The sequence below is a fragment of the Amnibacterium sp. CER49 genome (assembly GCF_029846255.1).
In the GTDB taxonomy this organism is placed as follows: Bacteria; Actinomycetota; Actinomycetes; order Actinomycetales; family Microbacteriaceae; genus Amnibacterium.
The window spans coordinates 1,585,726-1,598,775 of the sequence record NZ_JARVWQ010000001.1; the positions used below are offsets into that span (position 1 = coordinate 1,585,726).

Below are 13,050 nucleotides of genomic sequence, written 5' to 3' on the forward strand. Positions count from 1 at the left end.
GGTCTACCGGCGCACCCGAGCCCGGGGTCACGACTGGCAGCGCGGGCACCAGTAGATCTCGCGGTCCAGGGCGCCCTCGCCGGGCTTCACCGGATCGCCGAGGGTGCCGCCGCGGATCGCGGTGCCGCAGCGCCGGCACGGCTTGCCGGAGCGCCCGTAGACCCAGTCCTGCCGCCCGCGCCGGGTGTCGCCGGTGAGCGTGCGCTCGACCCGGTTCTTGTTCGCCTCGAGCGTGCGCTTCGCGAGGTCGATGATGCGGGAGAGGTCCGACACCTCGGCGACCGGCCGCGTCGGCAGCACGCCGCGCAGGAAGCAGAGCTCGTTGCGGTAGACGTTGCCCACGCCCGCGAGGTTGCGCTGGTCGAGCAGCGCGAGTCCGATGGCCCGCTCCGGCTGCTGCCGGATGCGCCGCTCGGCCTCGGCCGCGTCCCAGTCGGGGCCGAGCAGGTCGGGCCCCAGGTATCCGACGACGTCGTCCTCCTGCTCCCGCGGCAGGATCTCGAGCAGCCCGAGCGCGAAGCCGACCGCCTGCCACTCGGCGGTGCCGAGCACGATCCGCGCCTCGAAGGCGGGCCGGCGCCACCGGGATCCGGGCCGGTAGAGGTGCCAGGAGCCCTCCATCTTCAGGTGGCTGTGGATCACGCTGTCGCCGACTCGGATGAGCAGGTGCTTGCCGCGACTCGCGACCGAGTCGACCGTCTGCCCCGCGAGGTCGACGGTGGCGTACCGCGGCACGCGCACGTCGCAGCGGGTGAGCACCGAGCCCGCGAGCGCGGAGGAGAGGTTCTTGGCGGTGCGGTAGACGGTGTCGCCCTCAGGCACGGAGCTTCAGGCCCTTCGGGTTCGGCGCGAAGCCGGCCCGCTCGAGCAGCTGCCCGAAGGGGGTGCCGAGCGCGAACTCGCCGTCGATGCGCTCGACCGTGAGCTGCGGCACCCCGCCGCCCCGCACCACGTCGGCGATCGCGTGGGCCGCGCGTTCGCGGACGGCCTCGTCGTCGGCGAGCACGAGCACGGTGCGGCCGCCGCGCTCGACGTAGGCGACGAGCTCGCCGTCGACGAGCACCACGAGGGCGCCCGCCTTCCGGCCGGGCCGGTGGCCCTCGCCGGGCGGCCACGGCAGGGCGGCGCCGTAGGGGTTCGCCGGGTCGGTGGCGGCGAGGCAGAGGGCGGGCGCGTCGACGGCCTCCGCGTTCGGGTCGCGGGATGCGGCGCGCAGCCGGTCGACCGTGCCCGAGGTCGAGAACTGCGCGGCACCGAGGTGCTCCACGAAGTAGCCGCGCCGGGCGCGACCCGCCTCCTCGAGCGCCGCGAGCGCCTTGTAGACGACCGCGAAGCCGCCCGGCACCTGCTCGGCCTGCACCGCGCCGCGGGTGACGACGCCGTAGCGATCGAGCAGCACCTCGGCGGTGGCCGCGGCGCGCACCGTGGGGTCGGACTCGGGCAGCGGCAGGATCGCCCAGCGACCGGCTGCGGCCGGGGGCGCGGCCCGCGACGGCATGACCGGCCGGCCGCGGCCCCGGTACGCGCGGGTCCGTGGCGCGCGGCGCTGGGTGCGGTGGGCGGTGCCGCCGCCCCCGGTGAGGGCGCGGACGGGCGCGAAGGTGTCGTTCGTGACGAGCCCGGCCCACACGAGGTTCCAGAGCGCGTCCTGCAGCTGCGAGTCTGGGCCCACGGAGGCCGGTTCCGGCGCGTCGCGCAGAGACGTGACGGCCGAGCCGTAGGGGACGGTGGCGCCCACCGCGTCGGCGAGCTGACGGAAGAAGAACGCGCCGCCGCCGCCGAGCGCGGCGAGCACCTCGACCTCGAGCGGCGAGCGCTCGGCCTGCTCGGCCTCGGGCAGCGTCACGGCCACGGCGTCGGCGAGGTGGAGGGCGATCCAGCCGTCGCTGCCCGCGAGCCGTCCCGCGCCCGACCAGACGACCTCGCCGGTCGCCGTGAGCTCGTCGAGCATGGCGGGGGAGTAGTCGCGCACCCGGGAGGGCAGCACGAGCGTCTCCCACGCGGAAGCGGGGATCGGGACCCCCGCGAGCTGCTCGATGACGGTGGCGACCCCGTCGACGCCGCGGAGGGCGCCGCGCGCCGGGCCACCGCCGATCGGGGCGACGTGCTGCCACTCGGGCAGGAAGCGGCCGTACGCGGCCTGCTCGACCGGCTCGACCTCCTTTCGGAGCGCGGCGAGCGAGCGGCGGCGGAGGCGGCGGAGCACCTCGGCGTCGCACCACTCGGAGCCGGTGCCGCCGGGACGGAACTCGCCCTCGGTCACCCGCCGCTCATCCGCGAGGCGGCGCAGGGTGTCGGTGACGACCGCGACGCCGAGACCGAACCGCTCGGCGGGGCCGGTGGCGGCGAACGGGCCGTGGGTGCGGGCGTAGCGGCCGATCAGGTCGCCGAGCGGGTCGGCGACGGGCTCGACGAACGCGATCGGCACGCCGATCGGCAGGGGCACGCCGAGCGCGTCCCGCAACCGGCTCGCGTCCTCGATCGCGGCGTACCACTCATGCCCGGCCCACGTCGCGGCGATGGCGCGATGCGCGGTGACGAGCCCGTCGAGCAGCGCCCGGGCGGTGTCCGGGGACGCGACGCCGCCCTCCGTCCCGCCCTCGAGACGGGCCGCGACCTCGTCGACGGTGAGCGGCCCCAGCAGGCGCAGCAGGTCGGCGGCGCCCTCGACGCCGTCGAGGCGGCGGTCGGGAGCGAGTCGCTGCAGCTCCTGCTCGGTGCGCTCGAGCACGGCGGGGTCGAGCAGCTCGCGCAGCTCGGCGCGGCCGAGCAGCTCGGAGAGGAGCGTGGAGTCGAGGGCGAGCGCCTGCGCGCGGCGCTCGGCGAGCGGGCTGTCGCCCTCGTAGAGGAACGCGCCGACGTAGCTGAAGAGCAGGCTGCGGGCGAAGGGCGACGCGGTCGGGGTCTCGACCTCGACGATGCGCACGGCGCGCGCGTCGAGGTCGCGGGCGAGCGCGTTCAGCGAGGGCAGGTCGTAGACGTCCTGGAGCACCTCGCGGATGGTCTCGAGGATGATCGGGAAGGTCGGGAACTTCTTCGCGACGTCGAGCAGCTGCGCCGAGCGCTGCCGCTGCTGCCAGAGCGGCGAGCGGCGCCCCGGGTTGCGCCGCGGCAGCAGCAGGGCGCGCGCGGCGCACTCGCGGAACCGCGACGCGAAGATCGCGGAGCCCGTGAGCTCGGTGGTCACGATCGAGTCGAGCTCGTCGGGCTCGAACGCGAACAGGTCGGCGCCCGGTGGCTCGGCCTCCATGTCGGGCACGCGCAGCACGATGCCGTCGTCGGCGGCCATCGCGCCGCCCTCGATGCCGTACCGCTCGGCGAGCCGGGCGCCGACCGCGAGCGCCCAGGGCGCGTGCACCTGCATGCCGAAGGGGGAATGCAGCACGATGCGCCAGTCGCCGAGCTCGTCGCGGAACCGCTCGAGCACGAGGGTGCGGTCGCTCGGCACGCTGCCGGTCGCCTCGGCCTGCTCGGAGACGAACTTCAGCAGGTTGCGGCCGGCGCGCTCGTCGAGGCCGATGCGCTGCGCGACGGCGAGGGCCTCGTCGGGCTTCGCCGACGCGAGCCGGCGCTGGAACTCGCCCACCGCCCGGCCCAGCTCGGCCGGGCGGCCGAGCCCGTCGCCCTTCCAGAACGGCACCTTGCCGGGCTCGCCGTACGCCGGCAGCACGAGCACCCGGTCGTGGGTGATCTCCTGGATGCGCCAGCTCGTGGCGCCGAGGCTGAAGACGTCGCCGACCCGCGACTCGTAGACCATCTCCTCGTCGAGCTCGCCGACGCGCGCCCCGCCCTTGTCGCCGCCCATGAGGAAGACGCCGAACAGCCCCCGGTCGGGGATCGTGCCGCCGGACGTGACGGCGAGCCGCTGGGCGCCGGGCCGTCCGGTGAGCGTGCCCGCGTCGCGGTCCCACACGAGGCGAGGCCGCAGCTCGGCGAACTCGTCGGACGGGTAGCGGCCCGCGAGCAGGTCGAGCACCGCCTCGTACGCCGAGCGGGGCAGCCCGGCGAAGGGCGCGCTGCGCCGCACGGTGTCGAACCAGCCCTCGACGTCGATCGAGTCGAGGGCGCACGCGGCGACGGTCTGCTGCGCGAGCACGTCGAGCGGGTTCGCCGGGACGCGAATGGCCTCGATCTGGCCCTGCAGCATGCGGTCGGTGGCGACCGCCGCGTGGATGAGGTCGGCCTGGTGGAGCGGGAAGACGACGCCGCGGCTGATCTCGCCGACCTGGTGGCCGGCCCGGCCGACACGCTGCAGGCCGCTCGCGACCGACGGCGGGGCGCCCACCTGCACGACGAGGTCGACCGAGCCCATGTCGATGCCGAGCTCGAGGCTCGAGGTGGCGACCACGCAGCGCAGCCGCCCGGACTTCAGGTCGTCCTCGATGTCGGCGCGCTGCTCCTTGCTGACGCTGCCGTGGTGCGCCCGCGCGAGCAGCGGCGCGGCACCCCTGGTCGCGCCGGCCTGCGCGCTCATCGCGACGTCGGCGGTGGTCCCGCGCGGGGCGAGCGCGCTGGGGCTCGGGGCCGAGGAGTCGCCGCCCACGACCACGAGCTCCTCCTCCGGCACCGGGACGCCGGCCGCCTCGGCCTCGAGGCGCTCGGCGTACTCCTCGTTGAGGCGCGCGGTCAGCCGCTCCGCGAGCCGCCGGGAGTTCGCGAACACGATCGACGCGCGGTGCTGCAGCACGAGGTCGGTGACGGCGCTCTCGACGTGCGGCCAGATGGAGCCGGTGCGCTGCGGCATCGGCTCGTCGGGGTCGAACACGTCGCCGGCCGCGGAGCCCTCGCGCTGCTCGCCCTCAGAAGGCCAGCCGCTGCCGAGGTCGGGGTCGGCCATGTCCTCGACGGGCACGACGACGGAGAGGTCGAAGGTCTTCTGCGCCTTCGGCGCGACGACGGTGACGGGGGAGCGGCCGCCGAGGAACCGGGCGACCTCCTCGACCGGCCGCACCGTGGCCGAGAGGCCGATGCGCTGCGCCGGGCGCTCGAGCAGCTGGTCGAGCCGCTCGAGCGAGAGCGCCATGTGCGAGCCGCGCTTCGTGCCGGCGACGGCGTGCACCTCGTCGACGATGACGGTCTCGACCGTGCGCAGCGTCTCGCGGGCGGCCGAGGTGAGCATGAGGAACAGCGACTCGGGCGTCGTGATGAGGATCTCGGGCGGATCGGTCGACAGCGCCCGGCGCTCGGCCTGGCTCGTGTCGCCGGAGCGCACCCCGACGCGGATGGGTGGGGGCACCGCCCCGAGCCGCTTCGCGGTCTGCGTCACGCCGACGAGCGGGCTGCGCAGGTTGCGCTCGACGTCGACCGCGAGCGCCTTGAGCGGCGAGACGTAGAGCACGCGGGTGCCGGGTGCCGCGTCGGCGGGCCGGGCGGCGAGGCGGTCGATGGCCCAGAGGAACGACGCGAGCGTCTTGCCCGATCCGGTCGGCGCGACGACGAGCGCGTGACGGCCCTGCGCGATGGCGTCCCAGGCGCCCGCCTGGGCGGCGGTGGGCGCGCGGAAGGCGCCGACGAACCACTCCCTGGTCGCGGCTCCGAATCGATCGAGCACCCCGTGCATGGTCCGGTGATTCTGCACCCCGCAGCAGACAGCCTCGGGTCGGGCTGTAGAAAGGGGGGCATGGCCACGGTCCGCACCCCCGACCCGCACCCGGGCTGGCTCGGCGACGACGAGCTCGCCGCGATCCGGCGCCGCCTCCCGCTGCTCTACGTCGAGGCGGTCCCGGTGCGCACCGACGGCATGGGCCGGGTGACCGAGGTCGGGCTGCTGCTGCGCGTCGGCCAGAGCGGCACGATCACCCGCACGATCGTGTCGGGCCGGGTGCTCTACGGCGAGACGCTCCGCGACGCGCTGTTCCGGCACCTCGAGAAGGACCTGGGTCCGATGGCGTTCCCGCAGCTGCCGGCGAGCCCCGTGCCCTTCCAGGTCGCCGAGTACTTCCCGCCGCCCACCCTGACCCAGTACACGGACGAGCGGCAGCACGCCGTCGCGCTCGCCTACGTCGTGCCGGTGACCGGCACCTGCGACCCGCGGCAGGACGCGCTCGAGCTCACCTGGATGTCGCCGGAGGAGGCCGCGAGCGCCTCCGTCGCCGCCGAGATGGAGGGCGGCCGCGGATCGCTCGTGCGCGCGGCGCTCGCCTCGGTGGGCGTCCTCGGCTGAGCCCGGCGGGGCGCCGCGCGGAGTCCGGGCCCGTCGGTAGCGTCGCTCCCCGTGCTCGCCGCCGTCCCGACGATCCCCGTCGCCGTCCTCCCGATCGCCGCGGTCGCGGGCGCCGTCCTCGCCGTCGCCGACGCCGCGATCCGGTTCCGGCGCCCCGCGAGCGGCGCCCTGATCGCGGTGGTCGAGCTCGTGCTCGGGCTGCTGCTGCTCGTCGCGACGTTCCGGCCGGTGCAGCCGTTCGTCTCGACGACGATCCCGGTGCTCTACCTCACGGTGCCGCTCGAGGTCGTGCTGCTCGTGCTGCTCCTGCTGCGCTCGGCCCGCGGCGGCCTGCGCTGGCTCACCGCGGCCGCCGTCGTCGTGAACGGCGCGACCGCGGTGCTCACGGTGGTGCGGCCGGGCTAGGCCGCCTGCTCGTCCTCGCCCGCTGACGGGAGCTCGTCGAACCCGGGTGCGAGCGCCTTGATGCGCGCGCCCCGCCACTGCCAGAGGCTCCACATGCCGGGCCACAGCACCGGTGTCAGCGCGCCCGCGTCGAACTCGAGCCGGTCGCGGTAGAGGGTGGCGCCCGGGTCGTCCGGATGCGGCGCGACCGCCATGCGGTGGTACCAGGAGCGGATCGTCGCGGGCACCCCCGCCATGCCGTGCCCGGCGTCGCGGACGATGCGCACGCCGTCGTGGCTCGTCGTGTCGAGCCGGATGTCGATGTCCTGCTCGCCCACCGGTACGAGGCCGCCCGCGAGCAGCCGCACGGGGTGGCCGCCGGGCTCCCAGATCGAGGGGAAGCCGCTGTCCTCGAGCGAGGTGTAGCCGAGCCACGGCCCCGCCACCTCGCGCATCACCGTGGGGGATCGCAGGGCGCGCCACGCGGCGTCGGGCCGGCACTCGAGCCGCTCCTTCAACATCACGGTCATCCGCATCCGGCCAGTATCGGCGCGACTCCTGCGCGTCCCCCCGGCCGTCCACCCCTGATCACCGCCGCTGCTCCGGATCCTCGCCGCTCCCCGCCGGCCGAAGCGGCACGGCTCCGGAGCAGGGCGGGCTGCGGAATCGCTGTGGGGGACACCCCGCGGGAATGCGGGCCGCGACGACGGGGGTTGCCCCGGACGGGCCGGCGCGCGCCGGCCGCGAACGACAGGAGGAACCGCATGAAGGCCGTGCTGGGCGACACCGTGATCGCAGAGGCGCCGAAGGAGGAGCTCATCTCCATCGAGGGCAACTGGTACTTCCCGCCCGCGAGCGTGAAGTCGGACCTGCTCGAGAAGAGCCCGACGCCGTACACCTGCCCCTGGAAGGGCGAGTGCCAGTACTTCACGGTGAGCAGCGACGGGCAGCGCCTGCAGGACCGCGCGTGGAGCTACCCGCACCCGTACCCGAGCGCGTTCGACCGCGTCGGCAAGGACTTCAGCGACTACGTGGCGTTCTGGAAGGAGGTCCGGGTCACCGACTAGACCCGGATCCGATGAGGGCCCGCGCGGCCGGCGCGGCGTGCGCCTGCGCCGGCCGCGGCCGCCACTCGATCAGGGTGGCGGCCGAGAACCGCGTGCCGCAGAGCCCGCACGACAGCGGGGCCGTCGGCCGCCGGAAGCGGTAGTGGACGTGGCCCGACGGGCAGGTGCCCACCCAGGGCGCCGTCTCGTCGGCGATCGAGCCGGGGTGGAGGCGGGCGCCCGTGTACCCGATGCGCCTCGCCGCGGTCTTCCACCGGGCGCCGTGCGCGGCGGCGTGGCCGGCCAGCGCATGCGCCACCTCGTGCAGCAGCACCTGCCGCACCTCGTCCTCCGACGCCTTGGCCACGAGGTACCGCGAGACCGTGATGCGTCGCCGCGCGTAGTCGCAGGCGCCCGCCCGCCGTCGGGCGTTGTCGAAGCCGAAGGACCAGCCGCCGCCTCCGAGGTGCGCGGCGAGCAGCCCCTCGGCGATGTCCGTCACGACCGCGGCGTCGACCATGCCGCGTACTGTACGGCGGCCCTCCGTCGCTGCCGGGGCAGGCCGCGCTCCCCGTGTCGCTGCGCGCCGCTCGCCCGTGCCTGGGGAGGAGCGGATCTCAGCGCTCGAGGAAGACGCCGCGACCCGGCTCCGGCGATCCGGTCGCCGAGGCGTCCGTCACGGGCTTCGCGCCCGCGACGAGGCGGTCGAGCTCGTCGCCCGACACCGCCTGGGCGGGATGCGGTCCCGCGGCGAGGAGGCGCGGCAGCCACTCGAGCGGCAGCGGCCCCGGTGAGGCGAGCAGCACGAGGTTGCCGAACCGCCGCCCGCGCAGGACCTGCGGCTCGGCGAGCGCCGCGACGTGCGGCACCACGGCCTGCAGCGTCGCGAGCTGGCCGCGGGCGAACGGCAGGCCGGCGCCGTCCGCGACGTTCACGGCGAGCACCCCGTCGGGCGCGAGCAGGCGGGCGGCGAGCGAGTAGAACTCGACCGTCGTCACGTGCGCGGGGATGCGCGACCCCGCGAAGACGTCGACGACCACGAGGTCCGCGGCACCGGTGAGGCCCTCCGGCATGCGCTCGGCGACGTCGCGGGCGTCGCCGTAGCGGATGCGGATCGATTCGCCCTTCGGCAGCGGCAGCCGTTCGCGGACGAGGTCGACGAGCGCCCGCTCGAGCTCGATCACCTGCTGCCGCGACCCGGGCCGGGTCCACGCGACGTAGCGCGGCAGCGTGAGGCCGCCGGCGCCGAAGTGCACCGCGGTGATCGGCGCCCGGGGCTCGGCGAGCAGGTCGATGACGTGCCCGATGCGCGCGACGTACTCGAAGGCGAGGTCGGTGGGATCGACCGGGTTCACGCTCGACTGCGGCGTGCCGTCGACGACGAGCTCGTAGCGCTCGGGGTTCCAGCGGTCGCGCTCGATCGTCGCGACCTGGCCGCCGGAGAGGAGCACCGAGTCGGAGGTCGCCACGCCGCGAGATTAGGCGACGCGCGGTGGGGCGTGCTGGGTCGGGAGGCCGGGCGCTCTCCCCAGCCGGGAACACCGGCTGTGGGCCCAGCTCGGCCGGCCGGACTGCCGGCGACCTGGCGCCGCAGCAGCGGCGGCGCGAGGATGAGCCCAGTGATCGCGGGCAGCGCGCGGTTATAGCGCAGGCCGGGGGACGGGGTCAAGCATCCGGCTGGACATGTCCCGTATCCGGGTCTATGCTTGTCCCTTGCGCTCACTGGTCGGCCCCTGCCACCAGTCGACTTCTCGCCCTCATATTGCGGTCGGCGATCCCGTGCGCCTGCTCTCGCTCGAAGCAAGAGCGTGGTGCGCCGGGCGGTCTCGAGCGCGCGGACACGCCGCTCCCTCCTCAACCGACACGACAGGAATCAGGACCGCGTCCAGCTCCGGCCGCGATCCTGACCGAAAGGTCCCATCTCCTTGGTTTCCGCGCCGAACGCTCCCACCACCCCTGTGAACGGCCGAGGGGCGTCCCGCCTCTCCTTCGCCAAGATCGCCGACACCCTGACGGTCCCCGACCTCCTCGCCCTGCAGACCGAGAGCTTCGACTGGCTCGTCGGCAGCGACGCCTGGAAGGCCCGGGTCGCCGAGGCGCAGGCAGCCGGCCGCAACGACCTCCCCGCGCAGAGCGGGCTCGAGGAGATCTTCGAGGAGATCTCCCCGATCGAGGACCTCAGCGAGACGATGCAGCTGAGCTTCACGAACCCGTTCCTCGAGGAGAAGAAGTACTCGATCGAGGAGTGCAAGGAGCGCGGCAAGACGTTCGCGGCGCCGCTGTACGTCGAGGCCGAGTTCATGAACCACCTCACGGGTGAGATCAAGACCCAGACGGTCTTCATGGGCGACTTCCCGCTCATGACCGACAAGGGCACCTTCATCATCAACGGCACCGAGCGCGTCGTGGTGAGCCAGCTCGTCCGCTCGCCCGGCGTCTACTTCGAGCGCACCCAGGAGAAGACCTCCGACAAGGACGTCTACTCGGCGCGCATCATCCCGAGCCGCGGCGCGTGGCTCGAGTTCGAGATCGACAAGCGCGACCAGGTGGGCGTGCGCATCGACCGCAAGCGCAAGCAGTCCGTGACGGTGTTCCTGAAGGCCCTCGGCCTCACGAGCGAGGAGATCCTCGAGCAGTTCCAGGGCTTCTCGTCGATCGAGCTCACCCTCGAGAAGGACAACATCCTCACGAAGGACGAGGCGCTCAAGGACATCTACCGCAAGCTCCGTCCGGGCGAGCAGGTGGCCGCCGAGGCCGCCCGCGCGCTGCTCGACAACTTCTACTTCAACCCGAAGCGCTACGACCTCGCGAAGGTCGGCCGCTACAAGATCAACCGCAAGCTCGGCATCGACGCGCCGCTGACCGACACCGTGCTCACGGTCGACGACATCATCGCGACGATCCGCTACCTCGTGGCCCTGCACGACACGGCCGCCCCGGCCGTCAAGCAGGTCGGCGAGCGCATCTACGCGATCGACGGCCAGCGCGACGGCGGCTCGGTCGACGTGCGGCTCGACGTCGACGACATCGACCACTTCGGCAACCGCCGCATCCGCGCGGTCGGCGAGCTCATCCAGAACCAGGTCCGCACGGGCCTGTCCCGCATGGAGCGCGTCGTCCGCGAGCGCATGACCACGCAGGACATCGAGGCGATCACGCCGCAGACCCTGATCAACGTGCGCCCCGTCGTGGCCGCGATCAAGGAGTTCTTCGGCACGAGCCAGCTGTCGCAGTTCATGGACCAGAACAACCCGCTCGCGGGGCTGACCCACAAGCGCCGCCTGTCGGCGCTCGGCCCCGGCGGTCTGTCCCGTGAGCGCGCCGGCGTCGAGGTCCGCGACGTGCACCCGAGCCACTACGGCCGCATGTGCCCGATCGAGACCCCCGAGGGCCCGAACATCGGCCTGATCGGCTCGCTCGCGTCGTTCGCCCGCATCAACTCGTTCGGCTTCATCGAGACGCCGTACCGCCGCGTCGAGAACGGTGTCGTCACCGACGACATCCACTACCTCACGGCGAGCGAGGAGGACGAGCACCTCGTCGCCCAGGCCAACGCGCCGCTGAACGCCGACATGTCCTTCGCCGAGGACCTCGTGCTCGTGCGCCCGAAGGGCGGCGAGGTCGAGCTCGTGGCGAAGGACCGGGTCGACTACATGGACGTCTCGCCGCGCCAGATGGTGTCGGTGGCGACCTCGCTCATCCCGTTCCTCGAGCACGACGACGCGAACCGCGCCCTCATGGGTGCGAACATGCAGCGCCAGGCCGTTCCGCTGCTCCGCAGCGAGAGCCCGGTCGTCGGCACCGGCATGGAGGGCTACGCCGCGATCGACGCCGGCGACGTCGTCACCGCGAACAACGCGGGTGTCGTCGCCGAGGTCTCGGCCGACGCGGTCACCGTCCAGCTCGACGACGGCGGCACCGAGTCGTACTACCTGCGCAAGTTCGACCGCTCGAACCAGGGCACGTCGTACAACCACCGCGTGATCGTCGACGCCGGCCAGCGCGTCGAGGTCGGCCAGGTGCTCGCCGACGGCCCCGCGACGGAGAACGGCGAGCTCGCGCTCGGCAAGAACCTCCTCGTCGCGTTCATGCCGTGGGAGGGCCACAACTTCGAGGACGCGATCATCCTCAGCCAGAACCTGGTGAAGGACGACGTCCTCTCCTCGATCCACATCGAGGAGTACGAGGTCGACGCCCGCGACACCAAGCTCGGCAAGGAGGAGATCACCCGCGATCTGCCGAACGTGGCGCCGGACCTGCTCGCCGACCTCGACGAGCGCGGCATCATCCGCATCGGCGCCGAGGTGAGCCCCGGCGACATCCTCGTCGGCAAGGTCACGCCGAAGGGCGAGACCGAGCTGTCGGCCGAGGAGCGCCTGCTCCGCGCGATCTTCAACGAGAAGAGCCGCGAGGTGCGCGACACGTCCCTCAAGGTGCCGCACGGCGAGCAGGGCACGGTCATCGCGGTCAAGGAGTTCTCGGCGGAGAACGACGACGAGCTCGGCTCCGGCGTGAACCAGCGCGTGGTCGTCTACATCGCCCAGAAGCGCAAGATCACCGAGGGCGACAAGCTCGCCGGCCGTCACGGCAACAAGGGCGTCATCTCGAAGATCCTGCCGGTCGAGGACATGCCGTTCCTCGCCGACGGGACCCCGGTCGACGTGATCCTGAACCCGCTCGGCATCCCCGGCCGCATGAACTTCGGCCAGGTCCTCGAGACGCACCTGGGGTGGGTCGCGAAGCAGGGCTGGCAGGTCGAGGGCGAGCCCGAGTGGGCGCGCCGCCTGCCGCAGGACGCGTACAGCGCCCCCGCCGGCACGAAGCTCGCCACCCCGGTGTTCGACGGTGCCGCGGAGGAGGAGATCGCGGGTCTGCTCGACTCGACGAACCCCACCCGCGACGGCGATCGTCTCATCGACAGCACGGGCAAGACGGTGCTGTTCGACGGCCGCTCGGGTGAGCCGTTCCCCGACCCGGTGAGCGTCGGCTACATGTACATCCTGAAGCTGCACCACCTGGTGGACGACAAGATCCACGCCCGGTCGACCGGCCCCTACTCGATGATCACCCAGCAGCCGCTGGGCGGGAAGGCGCAGTTCGGCGGCCAGCGCTTCGGCGAGATGGAGGTGTGGGCGCTCGAGGCCTACGGCGCGGCGTACGCGCTGCAGGAGCTGCTCACGATCAAGTCCGACGACATCCTCGGCCGCGTCAAGGTGTACGAGGCGATCGTCAAGGGCGAGAACATCCAGGAGCCGGGAATCCCCGAGTCCTTCAAGGTGCTGATCAAGGAGATGCAGTCGCTCTGCCTGAACGTCGAGGTCCTCGCGGCCGACGGCACGGCGGTCTCGCTGCGCGACACCGACGACGAGGTGTTCCGCGCGGCGGAGGAGCTCGGCATCAACATCTCCGCCCGGTTCGAGTCGTCCTCGATCGACGACATCTGATCCGCGCCCACCC

9 protein-coding genes are annotated in these 13,050 nt (G+C 73.4%); 4 read left to right on the forward strand and 5 right to left on the reverse strand.

The features are described from left to right. Positions 1-27: 27 nt before the first annotated feature. A complete protein-coding gene (locus QDR37_RS07735; protein ID WP_279713044.1) occupies positions 28-822 on the reverse strand; it encodes a DNA-formamidopyrimidine glycosylase family protein in 795 nt (264 codons plus the stop codon). Next, on the reverse strand, positions 815-5,560 hold the full coding sequence (locus QDR37_RS07740; RefSeq protein ID WP_279713045.1) for an ATP-dependent helicase: 4,746 nt from the start codon (positions 5,558-5,560) through the stop codon (positions 815-817). Before QDR37_RS07740 ends, QDR37_RS07735 begins: the two co-directional genes overlap by 8 nt. 60 nt (positions 5,561-5,620) lie before the next feature. Between QDR37_RS07740 and QDR37_RS07745 the strand changes: the two genes are divergently transcribed. Both QDR37_RS07745 and QDR37_RS07750 read left to right on the forward strand, forming a co-directional pair. After that, complete coding sequence (locus tag QDR37_RS07745; protein WP_279713046.1) at positions 5,621-6,163, forward strand: NUDIX hydrolase family protein; 543 nt, start codon at positions 5,621-5,623, stop codon at positions 6,161-6,163. Between the two features lie 51 nt (positions 6,164-6,214). Next, the gene (locus QDR37_RS07750) at positions 6,215-6,568 is read left to right on the forward strand and encodes a hypothetical protein (protein WP_279713047.1); all 354 of its coding nucleotides are present in this window, start codon (positions 6,215-6,217) and stop codon (positions 6,566-6,568) included. Here the strand turns inward: QDR37_RS07750 and QDR37_RS07755 are convergent. Further along, the gene (locus QDR37_RS07755; protein ID WP_279713048.1) at positions 6,565-7,077 is read right to left on the reverse strand and encodes a hypothetical protein; all 513 of its coding nucleotides are present in this window, start codon (positions 7,075-7,077) and stop codon (positions 6,565-6,567) included. The genes QDR37_RS07750 and QDR37_RS07755 overlap by 4 nt on opposite strands. Positions 7,078-7,311: 234 nt before the next feature. Here QDR37_RS07755 and QDR37_RS07760 point away from each other — a divergent pair, with 234 nt between their 5' ends. Further along, positions 7,312-7,614: a DUF427 domain-containing protein gene (locus tag QDR37_RS07760; protein ID WP_279713049.1), complete on the forward strand. Its 303-nt coding sequence runs from the start codon at positions 7,312-7,314 to the stop codon at positions 7,612-7,614. On the opposite strand, the gene QDR37_RS07765 is transcribed toward QDR37_RS07760, so the two are convergent. Both QDR37_RS07765 and QDR37_RS07770 read right to left on the reverse strand, forming a co-directional pair. Further along, positions 7,604-8,113: a SprT-like domain-containing protein gene (locus tag QDR37_RS07765; RefSeq protein WP_279713050.1), complete on the reverse strand. Its 510-nt coding sequence runs from the start codon at positions 8,111-8,113 to the stop codon at positions 7,604-7,606. The genes QDR37_RS07760 and QDR37_RS07765 overlap by 11 nt on opposite strands. A gap of 97 nt (positions 8,114-8,210) precedes the next feature. Then, positions 8,211-9,062: a fused MFS/spermidine synthase gene (locus tag QDR37_RS07770; protein ID WP_279713051.1), complete on the reverse strand. Its 852-nt coding sequence runs from the start codon at positions 9,060-9,062 to the stop codon at positions 8,211-8,213. Between the two features lie 456 nt (positions 9,063-9,518). On the opposite strand from QDR37_RS07770, the gene rpoB reads away from it, so the two are divergent. Further along, positions 9,519-13,037 (forward strand): DNA-directed RNA polymerase subunit beta, encoded by a 3,519-nt coding sequence (gene rpoB, locus QDR37_RS07775; RefSeq protein ID WP_279713052.1) that lies wholly within the window; start codon positions 9,519-9,521, stop codon positions 13,035-13,037. Positions 13,038-13,050: the final 13 nt, after the last annotated feature.

Excerpts from the sequence above, each read along its gene's own strand:
- QDR37_RS07740 (WP_279713045.1), bottom strand. The coding sequence starts at position 5,560 with ATGCACGGGGTGCTCGATCGATTCGGAGCCGCGACCAGGGAGTGGTTC.
- QDR37_RS07745 (WP_279713046.1), top strand. The coding sequence starts at position 5,621 with ATGGCCACGGTCCGCACCCCCGACCCGCACCCGGGCTGGCTCGGCGAC.
- QDR37_RS07755 (WP_279713048.1), bottom strand. The coding sequence starts at position 7,077 with ATGACCGTGATGTTGAAGGAGCGGCTCGAGTGCCGGCCCGACGCCGCG.
- QDR37_RS07760 (WP_279713049.1), top strand. The coding sequence starts at position 7,312 with ATGAAGGCCGTGCTGGGCGACACCGTGATCGCAGAGGCGCCGAAGGAG.
- QDR37_RS07765 (WP_279713050.1), bottom strand. The coding sequence starts at position 8,113 with ATGGTCGACGCCGCGGTCGTGACGGACATCGCCGAGGGGCTGCTCGCC.